Here is a 17,299-nt window from a genome sequence, read left to right as displayed (position 1 = left end):
TCCTCAGCTCACCGTCACCGCGGCGGCGCTCGCCGCGCGCCCGCCGCCGCCCGGCCGGTCGTCGGTGTCCGGCATCTCCACGGCGGGGTTGCCGCCCCACCGCGCGTGCGGCGGTACCTCCTCGCCCTTCATCAGGAAGGAGTCCGGTGCCAGGACCGCGCCGTCGCCCATCGTCACGCCGTAGTGCACATGGGCGCCGACGCCCAGCGTGCAGTCGGCACCGAGCGTGGTGCCGTCGGACTTGAACGTGCCGTCCTCCTGCGAGTGGCACTGGAGCTTGCTGCCCACGTTGAGCGTGCAGTCGTCGCCGATGGTGGTGAGCGAACGCTCCGTCAGGTAGCAGCCGTCGTCGAACACCCTGCTGCCGATCCGCACGCCCAGCAGCTTCCAGACCAGCGCCTTGTACGGGGTTCCGTTGAAGAGGTCGAGGTAGTGGTCCGGCACCTTCCACAGGCGCTCGTGCCACCAGAAGTAGGGGTCGTAGATGGAGCACAACCGGGGCCGCAGCGCGCGGAACGACGCGATGCACCGCTCCAGCAGGACGAAGTAGCCGGTGCTGAACACGAGGGTGAGGGCCAGGTACCCGGCGATCACCACGTGCCCGAGCACGCCGTACAGGTCCACGGACGCCAGTCCGAAGACCGTGAGGACGAAGGTGTGCAGCCACCGCACCAGCAGCATCAGGGCCATCGAGCGCAGGTTGTAGCGGTTCTTCGCGGCGAGAGCGCGGCGCAGCGCGTCCCCGGTCCGCAGGTGGTCGAACCGCGTGTCCCGCTCCACCGACCGGGGGATCTCGAAGCACGGCGAACCGAGCAGGCCGACGCCCTCGCGGACCTCCCCGTCGAGCGGCACCATCACCTTCGTCGCGAGCAGGCAGTTGTCGCCGGTCCTGCCGCCCGCGGGATACGCGATGTTGTTGCCCAGGAAGTTGCGCGGGCCGATCGACGCCCGGGACAGCCGGAACGACGTGGCGGAGAAGTCCGCGTTGACGACGGACAGCCCGTCGGCCACCATCGTGCCGCTGCCGACGGACACCAGCAGGGGACTCTCGTGCTGCACCTCGGTGCCGAAGTTCGACCCCGTCTGCTCCACCCGCGACAGGTCGTACCCGATGCCGCGCAGGTAGTGCACGACGTAGGAGCTGTCGCCGAAGAGCCACGCGAAGAACTTGACGTTCGTCAGGCCCGCCGTCGCCCGGTGCAGCGCGTAGTGGAATCCGTAGAGCGGATACACCCGGTCCGGCCTGACGACCAGGCCCACCAGCCGGGGCACGGTGCACAGCACCAGCAGGCCCCCGACGACGAAGCCGAAGAACAGGACGAGGGACAGGAGCAGCGCGTCGGACAGCAGCTGCGCCGCCGTCAGCGAGTTCGCCCGCGGATCCAGTCGCTCGCCGATCGCCGGAACCGCCGTGAACAGCAGGTACGTCCCGCCCACACCGAGCGGGATGTACACGAGGAACAACTGGACGAGCGCGACGGCGGCGAACCAGGCCCGGCGCGCTGTGCCGCACCCGGCCGGCGGGACCCGGACGTAGTCGGTGCTCGTGTGCTCGGCCGGGGACCCGTGCCAGCGCTCGCCCGCCGGGACACCCTGGCCGCGGTGCAGGGCCGACGCGTGCCCGAGCTGCGCGCCGTCGCCCATCGACGTGTCGATGTCCAGCACCGTCTTCTCGCCGACGTACACGTCCCGGCCGAGCGTGACCCGGCCGGTCTGGATGCGCCCCGCGTGGGCCCGGTAGCAGAGGAAGAAGGAGTCCTTGCGGATCACGGTCCCCGCGCCGACGGTGAGCAGGTCGGTGCAGACCGGCACGGAGCGGGAGAGGATCGTGACGTCCCTGCCGATCCGGGCGCCCAGCGCCCGCAGATACAGCACGTACAGGGGATTTCCGACGAAGAGGATCATCGGATTCGCGTGGAGCAGCACTTTCACGAACCAGAAACGGAAGTACGTCAGCCCCCACACCGGAAATTCGCCCGGTTTCCAGCGGCCGACGAGCAGCCATTTGGCGGCGACCGGGAACGCGCACAGGGCAAGGAATGCCAGGCCCCCGAACAGCGTCGACCGCAGATAGACGTCGACCGGTCCCGGACTGGCCGCGACCCATTCGTATCCGCGGGAGGTGACGAGTCCGGCGACCAGCGAATAGGCCAGGAAAGCCAGCAACTGCGCCGTACCGCACAGCAGATGGGCGCGCCGGCCCGTGCGCGGCACCGCGGCCGGTTCCACGGCCCCCGCCGACGGCGCGTCGGGCACCGGAGCGGCGGGGGTCTCCGCGGCCGTCTCCGTGAGGGCCGCCGCCAGGCTCCGGATCGTGGGATGCCGGTAGATGTGCTTCATGGAGGGCGACGGCAGGTGGGTCCGCTTCCTGACCCGCGCGCAGAACTGCGCCATCACCAGGGAGTTGGCGCCGAGGTCGGTGAAGAAGTGGCTGTCACCCGGCACCCGCTCGGTGCCCAGCACGTCCGCGAGGATGTCCGCGAGTTCCCGCTCGGTCCCCGTGCCCGCCGCGCCGGCGCCGATCCGTGCGGCGACGGCGCCGTCGTCCGGACCGCTTGTGCCGACCTCGGAATCCGCCTCGGAGGGGACCGTTGAAGGGACCTCGGAATGGACTCCGGAGGACTGCTCCGCCATGGGACCTCCCGAAGGGCTCCTGAATCGCCGATGGCCGCCGGCGGATGCATCGGACCAACGGCTGCCGAGCCATGGAAAACTCGGGGCGGACGCACATTCCCGATCACGAACCGCCGGATTCAGTTTCGGCCCGCCACCGTCGGCCTGCCACTTCGAATCGATCACCAAGCGATTGCCAAACGCCCGGTGACCCGGTGTTTTCCGGTTTTCCACGGCAGCGCGGCCCGCCACCAATCACCCGATCGGCGGCCCTCCACGGCAGGAGTCACAACTGGACGACGACCAGAGCGATGTCGTCCGGCGCACCCTGGCTGAGGCCCAGCCGCGCCAGCAGGGTGTCGGCCAGCCGCTCCGGATCCAGCCCGAGGCACCCGGCCAGCGTGCTGGTCAGACGGTGCAGGCCGACGTCGATGTCCTCGTCCCGGCGTTCGATCAGGCCGTCGGAGTAGAGCACGAGCACGTCACCGGAGCGGTACGGGACGCCCGCCTGCGGACGCGAGACATGGACCGGCCGGGCGCCCAGGGGCGGATCGGTCGCCTGGTCCAGCAGCCGGCACGTGCCGTCGGGATGCATCAGGACCGGCGGCGGGTGGCCCGCGCTGGAGTACACGACCACCTGGGCCCGCGGGTCGACCAGCACCGACACGGCGGTGGCGGCGAGCGCACCCTCGACGGAGCGGGCGTACAGGCCCAGCACCTCCAGGGCCTGCGCGGGGCCCGCGACGGCCCTGCTGGCCGCGGAGAGCGCGCTGCGCAGCATGCCCATCACGGTGGCCGCCCCCAGGCCGTGGCCGACCACGTCACCGACGGCCAGGGCGAACCGCCCCTCGGGCAGGTCCACGGTGTCGTACCAGTCCCCGCACACGTTCAGCGAGCCGACGGCCGGCAGGTAGCGCACCGCCACGTCGGAGTGCCGGGCCAGGTCGGGGGAGTGCAGCATGGCCTCCTGCAGCGTGATCGCGACCTGCCGTTCGCGGGCGTGGGCACGCCGCAGCTCCTCGTTCAGGCGCTCCAGCTCCTTGGCGCGGGCGTACAGCTCGGCCTCCATGCCCTTCAGCCGCCGGGTGCGGGGCGGCCGGGTGCCGTCCGGCTGCCGCTGTTCCCGCTCGCTGACGAAGGAGGTCACGTCCTCGACCCGGTGGATGATCCACGCCACCTGCCCGTCGGGCCCGAGCACCGGGGTGTTGACCGGGGACCACCAGCGTTTCTCGAAGCCGCCCGCCCGGCCGGCGACGGGGATGTCGTAGCGCTGCACGGCCATGGTGTCCGGTTCCCGCCGGGCCAGCACCCGCCGCAGCGAGGCGGACAGGTTGCGCACCCCGTCGGCCTGCGGGTCGGCCGGGTTGTCGGGGAAGGCGTCGAAGAGGAACTGCCCGAGCAGGTCGTCGCGGTCGCGGCCGGTGGCCCGGCAGTACGCCTCGTTGACGCCGACGATGTGCAGGTCGGGACTGAGCACCAGGTAGGGACTGGGCGTGGCGGCGAACAGGGCCGCGTAGTCGATGTGCTCCGCGGTCGGCTGCCCCTCGGCTGCTGTGACGCCCACGTGTCCAATGTACGAGGCCGCCGTCGTGACCGCTCTTCTCAGAGCGGCCCCGGGGCGGGGTCGGGGCCGGGGCAGTCCAGCAGGTTCACGGCCCGGGCGGGCAGCGGCTGCTCCGCCCAGATGGTCTTGCCGTGCGTCGTGTAGCGCGTCCCCCAGCGCTGCGCGAGCTGGGCCACCAGGAACAGCCCGCGGCCGCCCTCGTCGGAGAAGCGGGCCCGCCTGAGCCGCGGCGAGGTGTTGCTGGCGTCGGACACCTCGCAGACCAGGATCCGGTCGTGGATCAGCCTGAGGCCGATGGGCCCGTGCGCGTGCCGCATCGCGTTGGTGACCAGCTCGCTGACGATCAGCTCGGTGGTGAACACCATGTCGTCCAGGCCCCACCGGGCGAGCTGCTCCACCGCCTCGCGGCGGGCCTCGGAGACCGCCGACGGGGTCGTCGGGATGTCCCAGGAGGCCACCCGCTCCTCGTCCAGGCTGCGGGCCCGCACCACGAGGATGGCCACGTCGTCGGGCGGGCGGTCGGGCAGCAGCGTGCGGACCATCGTGTCGCAGATCTCCTCGAGCGGCCGGTCCGGATGCGCCAGGGCGAAGCACAGCCGCTCCAGCCCGGCGTCCACGTCGTGGTCGGACGCCTCGATCAGGCCGTCGGTGAACAGGGCGATGACGCTGCCCTCCTCCACCTCGAACTCGGCCGACTCGAACGGCAGGCCACCGAGCCCGAGGGGCGGGCCGGCCGGGACGTCGAGGATCTCCACGGGCTCGCTCATGTGCGCGATCGCCGGACCGGGGTGCCCGGCCCGCGCCACCCGCAGCCTGCGCACGATCGGGTCGTACACGGCGTAGATGCAGGTGGCGCCGATGACCAGCGGGCCGTCCTGGGCCGCCTCCGCCTCCTCCGACAGCCGCAGGACCAGGTCGTCGACGTGGGTCAGCAGCTCCTCGGGCGGCAGGTCGATGTCGGCGAGCGTCTGCACGGCCGCCCGCAGCCGGCCCATGCTGGCCGCCGCGTGGATGCCGTGGCCCACCACGTCACCCACCACCAGCGCGACCCGCGCGCCGGACAGCGGGATCACGTCGAACCAGTCCCCGCCGACCCCGGCCTCGGCGTCGGCCGGCAGGTACCGGTAGGCGACCTCGACCGCGCTCAGGTCCGGCAGCACCGGCGGCAGCAGGCTGGTCTGCAGCGCCAGGGCCGCGCTGTGCTCGCGGGCGAACCGCCGGGCGTTGTCGACGCACACGGCCGCCCGGGCGGCCAGCTCCTCGACCAGGAGCTGGTCGTCGTCGTCGAACGGCTCGGGGGTCTCCCAGCGCAGCAGCGTGACCACGCCCGCCGTGACACCCCGCGCGCGCAGCGGAACCACCATGTGCGAGTGCACTCCCAGCGGCAGCAGCTTGCGCCGGCGCAGCGGATCGGCGGCGAGCCAGGGCGTCGTGGTGGTGAGGGCCGCGTCCCGGATGGTCAGGCCCGTGGCCAGGCAGCGGTTCTGCGGTGACTGGTCCGGGTAGCGCGCCGGTGCACCGGTCGTCACGACCACTTCGGGGTGGTCGGGCCGGATCGACAGATGAGCCGCCCGGTACAGACCGCCGCCGCTGCGGGTCCGGCGGGCGGGATCCGCCGTGGGGCCGAGGCCGTCCAGCAGGTCCACCGCCGCGAAGTCGGCGATCCGGGGCACCAGGATCTCCACCAGTTCCTGGACGGTACGGCCCAGGTCCAGCGTCGTGCCGATCCGCTCACTGGCCTCGTTCACCAGCAGCAGCCGCCTGCGCGAGGGGTCGTGATCGGTGAAGTCCACGGCGGTCTGGCACACGCCCACGGTGGCACCGCTCCTGGTGTGCAGCGGGAACGACGAGCGCAGCCGCAGATGGTCCGCGCCCGGCTGCCCGGCGGTCTCGGGCAGGGGCGCCACGTGCTCGACGGACGACAGGGCGTGCCCCGTCGTCAGCGCCCGCCCCGCCTGCCGTTCGACGGGCCCGAGCGGGGCCCGCTCCCGGCCCGGCCGGGTGCCGCCGTCCTCCTGCGGCACCCCCTCCATGGTGGCGAGCACCTCGTTGAGCCACTCGTAGTGCAGTCCGGTGTCGAGTACGGCGACACCGATCGGCGACTGGGTGAGCAGCCCGCGCAGGGCCGCCTGGCCCAGCTCCCAGCGGTTCAGGGCGTCCGCCCCGCACAGGGCGACCAGCCAGTGGCAGTCCCCGTCCCGCGCCGGTACGGCGCGCACCCGCAGGCCCAGCGGGACGTCGTGGCCGCCGTGGTCGCGGACCGTGACCCGGCCCTCCCAGCCGTCGGCCACCAGCCGCCCGTCGAGGAGCGCGGACAACCCCTCCGGACTGGGCAGTACGGCCGACACCGGTCGGCCGACCACGTCCGCCGCCGCGTGGCCGAGCAGCTTCTCGGCCTGCGGGGTCCAGCACTCGATCAGCCCCGACGCATCCACCATCACCAGCGCGGCGGTCGCGAGGTCGAACGGATCAGTCACGCTGTCGCTGTGAGGCAGGCCCGACACGCCCATCACCTGGTCCCCTTTCCGGCAGACCCTGTCACCAGGCTCTCACACACCGGCGCCGACGACGGATCGGAGGACGAGGCGCCCGCCGGCACGGGAGGTACCGGCCGGACTGCTCCGTTGGTGTGGCTGTGTCATCCGATCGGCCGTGTGTCGCTCGTTCCGGGGGTGGGCCCTGCCACCGGTACCGCAACGATGGCCGGTGACTGACGTCGGCGAACGGCGACCACCGAAAGAGAAGCGACTGGTGAGTATCCTCAACGAACCCCAGGGTGCCCCGACGGCTGAGGACTCGTACGAGAACGAGCTGCCCCTCAGGCGCAAGCAGCCCGGCAACGTCGTGGTCAGGTGGCTGACGACGACCGACCACAAGACGATCGGCACGCTCTACCTGGCGACGTCCTTCGCCTTCTTCCTCATCGGTGGCGTGATGGCGCTGCTGATCCGCGCGGAACTGGCCCGGCCGGGCCTGCAGATCATCTCGAAGGAGCAGTACAACCAGCTGTTCACGATGCACGGCACCGTGATGCTGCTGATGTTCGCCACCCCGCTGTTCGCCGGCTTCACGAACTGGATCATGCCGCTGCAGATCGGCGCGCCCGACGTGGCGTTCCCGCGGCTGAACATGTTCGCCTACTGGCTCTACCTGTTCGGCTCGCTCGTCGCGGTGAGCGGTTTCCTCACCCCGGACGGCGCGGCCGACTTCGGCTGGTTCGCCTACTCGCCGCTGTCGGACGCGGAACACAGCATCGGGCTGGGCCCCGATCTGTGGATCATGGGTCTGGCGTTCTCCGGCTTCGGCACCATCCTCGGCGCCGTCAACTTCGTCACCACGATCATCTGCATGCGGGCCCCGGGCATGACGATGTTCCGGCTGCCGATCTTCGTGTGGAACGTGCTGCTGACCGCGGTCCTCGTCCTGCTGGTCTTCCCGGTCCTGGCCGCCGCGCTGTTCGCGCTGGAGGCGGACCGCAAGTTCGGCGCCCACGTCTACGATGCGGCCAACGGCGGCGCACTGCTGTGGCAGCACCTCTTCTGGTTCTTCGGGCACCCGGAGGTGTACATCATCGCCCTGCCGTTCTTCGGCATCATCACCGAGATCATCCCGGTCTTCTCGCGCAAGCCGATCTTCGGTTACATGGGTCTGGTCGCGGCCACGATCTCGATCGCCGGCCTGTCCGCCACGGTGTGGGCGCACCACATGTTCGTCACCGGCGGTGTGCTGCTGCCGTTCTTCTCCTTCATGACGTTCCTCATCGCCGTCCCGACCGGAGTGAAGTTCTTCAACTGGATCGGCACCATGTGGAAGGGCTCCCTGTCCTTCGAGACCCCGATGCTGTGGGCGCTGGGCTTCCTCGTCACGTTCCTCTTCGGCGGTCTCACCGGTGTCATCCTGGCCTCGCCGCCCATGGACTTCCACGTGTCCGACTCGTACTTCGTGGTGGCCCACTTCCACTACGTGGTCTTCGGGACGGTCGTCTTCGCGATGTTCGCCGGGTTCCACTTCTGGTGGCCGAAGATGACCGGCAAGATGCTGGACGAGGGCCTCGGCAAGATCACCTTCTGGACGCTGTTCGTCGGCTTCCACACCACCTTCCTCGTCCAGCACTGGCTGGGCGTGGAGGGCATGCCGCGCCGGTACGCCGACTACCTGGCGGCCGACGGCTTCACCGCCCTGAACACGGTCTCCAGCATCGGATCCTTCCTGCTGGGCCTGTCGATGCTGCCGTTCCTCTACAACGTGTGGAAGACGGCCAAGTACGGCAAGCCGGTCGGCGTCGACGACCCCTGGGGCTTCGGCCGCTCGCTGGAGTGGGCGACGTCCTGCCCGCCGCCCCGGCACAACTTCGTCACCCTGCCGCGCATCCGCAGCGAGTCCCCGGCGTTCGACCTGCACCACCCCGAGATCGCCGAAGTCGAACACGAGGCCTACTCCGGCGCCCGTGGCCCGGTGGAGCGGACGGGGCGCGAAGGCGACCGGCCGTGACCACCCCGAACCGTCCCGGTCCCGGGACGGGCCGGGACACACCGCTGGACCGGCAGGCCGGCGCACTCGCCAACGAGGTCGAGGGCTACCTGCTCCTGCACGCCGAGCGGGAGCAGGCACAGCACGAGGCCGCCGCCCTGTGCGCCCGCCTGCCCTGGCTCACGGACGGTCAGGCCGAGGACCTGACGCGCCACTACCTGGAGCAGCGCCTCGGCCTGACCCGGCAGGCGCTCCAGGCCACGGCCGACCGGGCCAAGCGCCTGCGCGGGGAGTACGAGGCCCGCTACGCCGAACTGCGCGGGGCCCTGCTCAGACGCCACGCCCTCTGCGCGTGCGCGCTGCTCGCCGTCTCCGCCGCGACGACCACCGTGTCCTGCCTGGCGGCCCGCTGACGCCGTCGCCCGCGCTACGGCGGCGTGGACCTGGCCGGCACACAGAACCAGGCGAGGCCCGCGGCGGTCAGGTAGGCGAGCGCGCCGACCGCCATGCTGGTGCGCAGCCCGCTGCCGTAGCCGTGCGCCGTCGCGAGGAGGCTGCCGCCGAGCGCCACCCCGCAGGCGCTGCCGATCTGCCGCGCCGTGTTGAACAGCCCCGAGGCGGTACCCGAGTAGGCCGCGGGCGCGGCACCCATCATGGTGGCGGTCGAGCCGGTCAGGGCGAAGGAGGTACCGAACCCCGCCGCCATCATGGGGGCCACGAGCAGCGGATACGCCGGGTCGACGCCGGCCGCGGCCCAGCCGGCCAGCCCGAGCGCGGCCAGCAGCATGCCGGACGTCACCAGCGGCCGGTCCCCGGTCCGCCGGGCGAGCCGCCCGGACAGCACCGAGGCGAACGTGGTCATCGCCACCGCGGGGAACAGCGCCACCCCGGTGCGCAGCGCGCCGTACCCGCGCTGCTGCTGAAAATCCAGGCTGGCGGTGAACACCATGCCGTAGAAGGCGAAGTTGAACAGCATGCCGATGACCGCTCCGCCGCTCATCGCGCGCGAGCGCAGCAGGCCCAGGGGGCAGGGCGGGGGCCGGGGCCAGCCGCTCCCGCAGGACGAACGCGGAGGCGGCCACCACGGCCAGGCCCGGTCCGGCGAGCACGGCGGCGTCGGACCACCCCCGCCGCCCGGCCTCGTTCAGAGCGGCCGTCAGCAACGCGACCGCGGCCACGACCGCACCCTGAGCCGGCACGTCCAGGGCCCGGTCCGCGCGCCGCGGCGACGGGGCGACGCACCGCAGGGTCAGCGCCAGGCAGGCGGCACCCACCGGCAGGTTGACGAGGAACACCCACCGACACCCGATCGTCGACACCGGGAGCCCGCCGAGCAGCGGCCCGGCCGAGGCGGCGATGCCCGCCATCGAACCCCACAACCCGAAGGCCCGTGAGCGCGCGGCCGGCGTGGGGTAGGACTGCTGGAGCAGCGCGAGCGACCCGGGCACGATCAGCGCCGCGCCGAGCCCCTCGACCAGCCGGGCCGCCACCAGGGACGCGGCGTTCGGCGCGAGCGCGCACCCGGCCGAGGCCAGCACGAACACCCCGGCGCCCAGCAGAACACGCGCCGGTTGCCCAGGCGGTCGCCCAGTGCTCCGGCGGTGAGCAGGAACCCGGCGAGGACGAGCGTGTACCCGTCGGTGATCCACTGGATTCCGGTCAGCGAGGCGGCCAGTTCACGGCCGATCACCGGCACGGCCACGTTGATGACGGTCACGTCCAGGATCACCATGAAGTACCCGGCGCACACCGCGAACAGCGGCATGGTCCGGACGCCACCCGTCACCGTACGAAGCGCGGCACCGCCCGCCGGAGCGGGCGGCGCCGGTCAGCCTGCCTCGCGGTCCAGGACGCGGCGGGCCGCCTCCGCCTCGGCCGCCGCCGGGGACAGCTCGTCGAGGGTGTCGAGCTCGTCGTCCGCCTCCAGCTCGCGCTCCCACGCCGCCGCGAGCTGCCGCTGTTCCTCCTGCGGTCTGGCACCGACGGCCTCCCGGTGTGCTGGGTCCAGGGCCGCGAGGAATCGTGCGACCGGGTCCGTCGGCATGCCGTGCTCCTTGTCGCTGGAAGGGTCCCGCTCCGGGCCAGCATGGCGAACCGGACCCGCACCGGCCGCCCGACACGGCCTGGAGCCACCCTGATGGCCCCACCGTCCCGATCCGGCCACGCGATTCTGCCGTCGGCCGAGACGGTGGCATCGGGGAGCGCGGACGCGGCAGGCTCACCCCATGGAACCGCTCTTCCTTCTCCTGCACAGCCCGTCCATGGGCCCCTCCAGCTGGCATTCCGTGGCAGAGCACCTGACGGCGGCGGGATTCCGGGTACGGGTGCCGTCCCTGCTGCACATCGGCGCCGGGGACCCGCCCTTCTGGCCCCGCGTCGCCGACGCCGTCCGCGACGATCTCCGGCAGGTCCCGGCCGACCACCCCGTCACGCTGGTGGCACACAGCAACGCGGGCCTCTTCCTCCCGGTCGTCCGCGCGGCCCTCGACCGTCCGGTGACCGGCTCGGTCTTCGTCGACGCCCCGCTGCCGGCCCGGGTCGGGCCGACCCCCGTGGCCCCGCCCGAGTTGCTGGAGTTCCTGTCACCGCTGGCGGTGAACGGCAGGCTGCCGCGCTGGACGGACTGGTGGGACGAGGCGGACGTCGCCCCCATGTTCTCCGACCCGGTCGTGCGCCGGACCGTCACCGAGGAGCAGCCCAGCCTGCCGCTGTCCTACTACGAGCAGCACATCCCGGTCCCCGACGGCTGGGACGACCACCCCTGCTCGTACCTGCTGTTCGGCCCGCCGTACGACGGCTGCGCCGCCGAGGCGCGCGACCGCGGCTGGCGCGTGGCACACCTGCCCGGCGCCCACCTCCACCAGATCGTCGACCCCGCGGGAACGGCCCGGCACCTGATCGACCTCGCTGCGGATTCCTGACGCCCCACGGCCGGACAAAGACAAAGGCAAGGAGTCGTCCACTCCTTGCCACTCTCAACGTATAGCGCACATGGGGCCTTGCGGCAAGACCCCCGTCATGCCACAGAATCTCCGCCCGAGGCCAGAACCTGCGGAATTCCTCGATCCACGCGGTATGCGCGCCTTTGTCGCGGAGTGACCTTTTCCCATGGGGGTTGGATGTTCGACGTGATCGTCGCCGGTGGCGGACCGACCGGTCTGATGCTGGCCTGCGAGCTGCGCCTGCACGGCGTGCGCGTGCTCGTGCTGGAGAAGGAGGCGGAGCCGACCAGGGTGGTCCGCGCGCTCGGCCTGCACGCGCGCAGCATCGAGGTGATGGAACAGCGCGGTCTGCTGGAGCGCTTCCTCGCACACGGCCGGCAGTACCCGCTCGGCGGCTTCTTCGCCGCCATCACCAGGCCCGCGCCCGAACGCCTGGACACCACGCATCCCTACGTCCTCGGCATCCCGCAGCCCGTCACCGAGCGCCTGCTGACCGAGCGCGCCACCGAGCTCGGCGTCGAGATCCGGCGCGGCTGCGCACTGGCCGGGCTGAGCCAGGACGAGGACGGGGTGACCGCCGAGCTGGGCGACGGTTCGCGGCTGCGGTCGCGCTACCTCGTCGGCTGCGACGGCGGCCGCAGCACGGTGCGCAAGCTGCTCGGCATCGGCTTCCCCGGCGAGCCCAGCCGGGTGGAGACGCTGCTGGGCGAGATGGAGGTGTCCGTGCCACCGGAGACGGTGGCCGCCGTGGTCGCCGAAGTCCGGCAAACCCACAAGCGGTTCGGTCTCGGCCCCCTCGGGGACGGGGTGTACCGGGTCGTCGTGCCCGCCGGGGGAGTGGCCGAGGACCGCTCGGTCCCGCCGACCCTCCAGGACTTCGAGCGGCAGCTGCGGGTGTACGCGGGCACCGACTTCGGCGTGCACTCGCCTCGCTGGCTCTCCCGCTTCGGCGACGCCACCCGGCAGGCCGAGCGCTACCGGGCCGGCCGGGTCCTGCTCGCGGGCGACGCGGCCCACATCCACCCGCCGACGGGCGGCCAGGGCCTCAACCTCGGCATCCAGGACGCCTTCAACCTCGGCTGGAAGCTGGCCGCCGAGGTGGCCGGCTGGGCACCGGAGGGCCTCCTGGACAGCTACCACGCCGAACGGCACCCGGTGGCCGCCGACGTGCTGGACAACACCCGCGCCCAGATGGAGCTGATGTCCACCGAGCCCGGCCCGCAGGCGGTGCGCCGGCTGCTGGCGGAACTCATGGAGTTCGAGGACGTGAACCGCTGTCTGATCGAGAAGATCATCGCGATCGGCGTCCGCTACGACCTGGGCGACGGCCACGGACTGCTCGGCCGGCGGCTGCGGAACGTGGGTCTGAAGCGCGGGAGTCTCTACGAGCGGATGCACGGCGGCCGCGGCATCCTGCTGGACCAGACCGGCCGGCTGTCGGTGGCCGGCTGGACGGACCGGGTCGACCATGTCGTCGACGTCAGTGAGGAACTGGACGTGCCCGCCGTGCTGCTGCGGCCGGACGGCCACGTGGTGTGGGCCGGCGAGGACCGGCGGGAGTTGCTCCGTCAGCTGCCCAAGTGGTTCGGCACCGCCGCCGGTTGAGGCCGTACACCGGGGAGCGCCGCCTCCGGCGAGGGGGCGCTCCCCGGCGGCGGGTCAGTGTCGCGGCCGGGCCCGGTGTGCGGGTCGACCGGCCGTCAGTTCCATATGCCGCTGATGTCGGAGGCGCCGGCCGCGGCCCCGGCGTGGCTCGTCAGCCCGGCCAGGTCCTCGAGGGTGCGCAGCGTGTCGTAGTGGGTGTAATGCGTCGAGGTGGAGCTGCCCGGAGCCACGTGCGCGCCGTAGAGCACGGTGGCTATGTGGTTGCTGTGCGAGCTGTCGTCCTCGTCGAACGTGACGGCCAGGATGCTGTTGTGCGTCTGGGCCCAGGAGGCGTAGGCGCCGAGGTTGTTCTTCAGCCAGGTGTCACCGGTGGTGATCGAGCAGTCGTGCATGTCGTCGCAGAGGTTGGGGATGACGAACGACACCTTGGGCAGGGTCGTGTAGTCCGTCGGGAACTGGGCCACGGTGTGCGCCGTGCTCAGCGGGACGTTGCTGAAGGCGAACCACGGGTTGTGCTTGCGGGCGTACTTGGTCGCGGAGTTGGTGCACACCGTGGAGCCCGCGGAGGGCAGGCCCTCGTTGTAGCTGCCCCAGGTCCGGCCGGCGGCGATGAGCTCGGAGCCGAGGTTCGCGGCGCTGCTGAACTGCGGGATGTAGCAGTTGTCGGTCGTGACGCCCTGGTTGTTGCCGGAGAACAGGTCCAGGTAGTTCGGCTGGCTGGGGTGGGTGACGCCGTAGGCGTTGGTGAGGTTCCCGCCGCCCGCCTTCAGCGTGTTGTTCAGGTACGGGGCGCTGGAGCTGCCGATGACCTGCTCGTAGGAGTGGTTCTCGAACACCACCACGACCACGTGGTCGGGGGTCGGCAGCGCGGCGGCCTGCGCCGCCGGGGCTGCGGCCCACACCCCGACCAGGGCGGCGGGGAGGGCGGCGACGAGGCCGAGCGCCTGGCGCGAGCGCTTGATGCGGGACAGCAGGGACACGGTGGACCTCCTGTGGGAGCGGTGCCGACCGCGGGGAGGTGTCTCTCCTCGGGCGGTCGCCTTCTGCTCGGGCAGGAAGGAGCGTAGGGGTCCACTCCGGAGGTCTTCAGGTGCCGGGAAGTGAAGATCCGTCAAACAGTCGCGGGCACAGGGAGGCAGACGCGGCCGACGGGGCCCGGAGGCATCGTAGCCTCCGGGCCCCGCTCGGCCTCTCCACCATCGATGGGCGCGAACCGGCCCCCTACCAGGCGCTGTTGCTGCAGCCCATGGTCGAGCCGTTGTGGGTCTTCTGCGCGCCGGGGTTGCCCTCGCCGTTGAGCGCGTTGCCCAGCGCGCCGTCGAGCAGACCGACTTCGCCGAGGAGGTCGAGGTTGAAGTCGTGCGACTTGCAGCTGGTGCTCTGCAGGACGTGGTTGCCGCCGTCCTTGCCCCCCTCGCCCGCGTGTGCGGTTCCGGCGGTCAGCAGCCCGACGGTACCCAGGGCCGCGACCAGGACGGCAGCCTTGCGAAGCTTGCGCATGAAATCTCCAAAATGTGAGCGTGGATGGTGTTCCGTCACAGATCATCCACCGACTGCTGTGGAGATTAGAGTGAAAATAGCTCAAAATGGACAGTGACACGCCGGGTGTGTCGCCAGGTGACCGGACGTCAGCCGATCAGTGACCGTCCCGGTGGCCGGCTGCCTTCGGCGGCAGCATGTGGCCGGCGACCAGGAGCGCCAGTCCGGCGAAGGTGAGGAGGTTGCCGCCCAGGAAACGGACCTCCCAGGACAGCGCGAACGCGCTCTGGAAGTAGAGCAGACCCTGAACCACCTCGGGCGTGCCCACCAGCAGGGCGCCCACGCCGAAGAGCCGGGGACGGGTGACGCGACGGCGTACCCAGGGCGGCACCCACCCCGTACGCAGGGAGGCGATCCCGGAGGCGATGAGCAGCGCCCCGAGTGCCACGCCGGCTCCCACGAACCACGCCACAGCCGCTCCTCGGATCGACACCGCTGATCGCGTCGCCCGTATGGTCGCAGGTCCGTCCCGGCGGGAGCATGCCGTAGTCCGGCAGACTCAGGCGTCGTTCGTTGCCGACCTGCCGGTCACGGCTGGCAGAGGGCGAGGTGGTCCGCGTGGCCGTGCAGGCCGAGGTATCCCTCGCCGACCGTACTGAAGGCACCGGAAGGAAGCGTGTAGCACAGGCCCGTCGCGCCGTCCTGGTAGACGGTCGCCACGCTCACGGTGTCGGCGCAGTCGTTGGACGCGTTGACGTACCGCCAGCTCTCGTACAGGGAGACGCAGGCGGGGGCCGGTGACAGGGTCTGGGCCGCGGCCGGGGTGGGTGCCGCGAGCGTCAGCGGGATGCTTGAAGCAATGACGACACTGGCGGTCAGGAGGGCGTGCTTCATCCGCTTTTTCATGGATCGGCTCCGTGAGAGTGTGTCCGGAAAGTCAACACGGTTCTGGGCATTCGCCGTGAACGAGCCCTTGGTGTGTTCAGGACCTGAAGGTTCCAGTGGCGGGCGTGCACCGCAACATCCGGCGCGTGTTCCGGACAGGCCGGTCCTTGCGGGGCGGGGGAGGCCACGACCTGCGCGAAGGCGCCACCGGCCGCACGCCCGGCCGGGATGACGGTTCAACCATTTCAGCGGCGCGCGACCGGGCTGCCCGTGTCGTCCCAGGCAGTAGGCGCCACGGAACGGCGGAGCCGCCCGGCATGTGCAACCGCGGGCGGCTCCACGTTGTCGCGACGCCGCCGTTCCAGGCGTCCGGTTCCTGTTCCTCGCCTGTTCCCGGCTCTGCCATCGAGCGGTGCGTCGCGTTGAGGACGGCGGTGTCGATGCCGAGACCGGTCGTGGCCTCGATGCCAGGGAACCACCCTTGCCCCGGCCCAACCCTCGACAGGACCGGGGCGCCAGGTCACGGCATCACGATGTCAGGCCCGGCGACGGCCGGGCTGCCCGCCGCCGGAGGTGCTTCACAGCGTCCCGGTCGTGCCCTCACCGGTGGCGCTGCCCGAGAGCCACTGCTGCCAGTCCAGATTGAAGGCGGCGTAGCCGTTGTCCGCCGGGGCCTTGGCGCGGGAGGAGCCGGTGATGGTGACGGGGTCGCCCTGCTTCACCTGACCGTAGAACCACTTGGCGTCCGACATGGACAGGTGGACGCAGCCGTGCGAGCCGCGGGCGCTGCCGCTGCCCGGGTTCGGGTCGCCGGTCGAGTAGTGCACGTACGTGCCGGACTGGGTCAGGTGCACGTCCCAGGGCAGCGTCAGGTCGTAGTAGTTGGGGCTGCCCTTGTCGCAGCTGATGCCGACGCTGCAGGAGGTCATGTGGACCTTCTCCTGCTTGTCGATCACGGCCATCGTGCCGTTCCACGTCGGATACTGGGGGCTGCCCGCGTTGATCGACAGGGTGCGCACCGGCTTGCCGTTCCGGGTCACCTTCATGGTGTGGCCGGTCACGGAGACGTCCGCTCGTACGTCGTCGCCGATCGTGAAGGTGTGGGTGTAGCCGTGCACGCCGTAGCGCCCGTTGCCGTTGCTGACACCCGTCAGGTCGGCGTCGATCTTCACCTTCGTACCGGAGGGCCAGTACGTCTTCGGCCGCCAGTCGGCGCGCTTGTCGCCGAACCAGTGCCAGGCGCCGGCCACCGGCTGCGACGCGCTCACCTTCATGTGCTTCTCCACCGCGGCCCGAGCCTTCGCCGCCACCGGGTCGGTGAAGACCACCGAGATGGGCATGGCCACGCCGACCTTGGTGCCCGTCTGCGGGGTGATCGTCTCCAGCAGCATCGGGGGGCCCGCGGGCTTCGTCGGCGACGGAGACGCGCTCGCACTCTGCTTGCCCGGCGCCTTCGCGTCGTCCCCGCCCGCTTTTCCACTGCCGCCCGCGCCACAGGCACTCACGCCCACCAGCATCGCACCAGTGACGACTGCGATCCCTATGCCGCCCATGCGCCGTCCCACGACCCGCCCCGCTCTCTCGCTCTCCGGCCCTGACGGGCCCGACGCCCAGTCAGACATCACGGGCGCGGCCCGCAGTTGCGTGTGTCGCGTAAAGCGTTCCCAAAACCCGTTGCGCACCGCCGGATCGGAGAAGTGGCCGCCAGGGCCTGTCCGGCGGATCTCGTGACCGTCATGGC

13 protein-coding genes and 1 pseudogene are annotated in these 17,299 nt (G+C 71.5%); 4 read left to right on the top strand and 10 right to left on the bottom strand.

Features of this window, described 5'->3' with window-relative positions; genetic code table 11:
- Positions 1-3 precede the first annotated feature (3 nt).
- The 3 genes from AQJ66_RS34305 to AQJ66_RS34295 form a co-directional block, all read right to left on the bottom strand.
- Positions 4-2,634 carry a Pls/PosA family non-ribosomal peptide synthetase gene (locus AQJ66_RS34305; protein ID WP_079060590.1) on the bottom strand — a complete coding sequence of 877 codons (2,631 nt, stop codon included), beginning with the start codon at positions 2,632-2,634 and terminating at the stop codon, positions 4-6.
- A gap of 265 nt (positions 2,635-2,899) precedes the next feature.
- Positions 2,900-4,177, bottom strand: coding sequence for a PP2C family protein-serine/threonine phosphatase (locus AQJ66_RS34300; protein ID WP_079060589.1), 1,278 nt, complete (start codon positions 4,175-4,177; stop codon positions 2,900-2,902).
- A gap of 38 nt (positions 4,178-4,215) precedes the next feature.
- A complete protein-coding gene (locus AQJ66_RS34295; protein WP_341849438.1) occupies positions 4,216-6,654 on the bottom strand; it encodes a SpoIIE family protein phosphatase in 2,439 nt (812 codons plus the stop codon).
- Positions 6,655-6,928: 274 nt separating this feature from the next.
- On the opposite strand from AQJ66_RS34295, the gene ctaD reads away from it, so the two are divergent.
- Complete coding sequence (gene ctaD / locus AQJ66_RS34290) at positions 6,929-8,668, top strand: aa3-type cytochrome oxidase subunit I (RefSeq protein ID WP_061930050.1); 1,740 nt, start codon at positions 6,929-6,931, stop codon at positions 8,666-8,668.
- Entirely contained in the window at positions 8,665-9,060 is a 396-nt protein-coding gene (locus AQJ66_RS34285) for a hypothetical protein (RefSeq protein ID WP_341849437.1), read from the top strand. The genes ctaD and AQJ66_RS34285 overlap by 4 nt, the downstream gene beginning before the upstream one ends.
- A gap of 14 nt (positions 9,061-9,074) precedes the next feature.
- On the opposite strand, the pseudogene AQJ66_RS41090 reads toward AQJ66_RS34285, so the two are convergent.
- Both AQJ66_RS41090 and AQJ66_RS34275 read right to left on the bottom strand, forming a co-directional pair.
- Positions 9,075-10,412: pseudogene (locus tag AQJ66_RS41090) on the bottom strand (MFS transporter).
- A gap of 63 nt (positions 10,413-10,475) precedes the next feature.
- Positions 10,476-10,691, bottom strand: a complete 216-nt coding sequence (locus AQJ66_RS34275; RefSeq protein WP_061930047.1) for a hypothetical protein — start codon at positions 10,689-10,691, stop codon at positions 10,476-10,478.
- 181 nt (positions 10,692-10,872) lie between these two features.
- On the opposite strand from AQJ66_RS34275, the gene AQJ66_RS34270 reads away from it, so the two are divergent.
- Together AQJ66_RS34270 and rox are read left to right on the top strand one after the other, a co-directional pair.
- A complete protein-coding gene (locus AQJ66_RS34270) occupies positions 10,873-11,568 on the top strand; it encodes an alpha/beta fold hydrolase (RefSeq protein ID WP_061930044.1) in 696 nt (231 codons plus the stop codon).
- Between the two features lie 198 nt (positions 11,569-11,766).
- Positions 11,767-13,194: a rifampin monooxygenase gene (rox, locus tag AQJ66_RS34265; RefSeq protein WP_061930041.1), complete on the top strand. Its 1,428-nt coding sequence runs from the start codon at positions 11,767-11,769 to the stop codon at positions 13,192-13,194.
- Positions 13,195-13,289: 95 nt separating this feature from the next.
- Here the strand turns inward: rox and AQJ66_RS34260 are convergent, their stop codons facing one another.
- The 5 genes from AQJ66_RS34260 to AQJ66_RS34240 all read right to left on the bottom strand — a co-directional run bounded on the left by AQJ66_RS34260 (position 13,290) and on the right by AQJ66_RS34240 (position 17,111).
- Positions 13,290-14,174 (bottom strand): alkaline phosphatase family protein, encoded by an 885-nt coding sequence (locus AQJ66_RS34260; RefSeq protein ID WP_061930038.1) that lies wholly within the window; start codon positions 14,172-14,174, stop codon positions 13,290-13,292.
- 241 nt (positions 14,175-14,415) lie between these two features.
- Positions 14,416-14,694, bottom strand: coding sequence for a hypothetical protein (locus AQJ66_RS34255; protein ID WP_061930035.1), 279 nt, complete (start codon positions 14,692-14,694; stop codon positions 14,416-14,418).
- Positions 14,695-14,830: 136 nt separating this feature from the next.
- Positions 14,831-15,145, bottom strand: a complete 315-nt coding sequence (locus tag AQJ66_RS34250; RefSeq protein ID WP_244163017.1) for a hypothetical protein — start codon at positions 15,143-15,145, stop codon at positions 14,831-14,833.
- A 116-nt stretch (positions 15,146-15,261) separates the two neighbouring features.
- Positions 15,262-15,579, bottom strand: coding sequence for a hypothetical protein (locus tag AQJ66_RS34245; protein ID WP_079060588.1), 318 nt, complete (start codon positions 15,577-15,579; stop codon positions 15,262-15,264).
- A 557-nt stretch (positions 15,580-16,136) separates the two neighbouring features.
- Complete coding sequence (locus AQJ66_RS34240) at positions 16,137-17,111, bottom strand: L,D-transpeptidase (RefSeq protein ID WP_061930029.1); 975 nt, start codon at positions 17,109-17,111, stop codon at positions 16,137-16,139.
- Positions 17,112-17,299 lie beyond the last annotated feature (188 nt).

The sequence above is a fragment of the Streptomyces bungoensis genome, assembly GCF_001514215.1.
GTDB classification, from domain to species: domain Bacteria; phylum Actinomycetota; class Actinomycetes; order Streptomycetales; family Streptomycetaceae; genus Streptomyces; species Streptomyces bungoensis.
The sequence above is the reverse complement of the archived record's forward strand: the minus strand, read 5'-3'. Positions and strand labels throughout refer to the sequence as shown.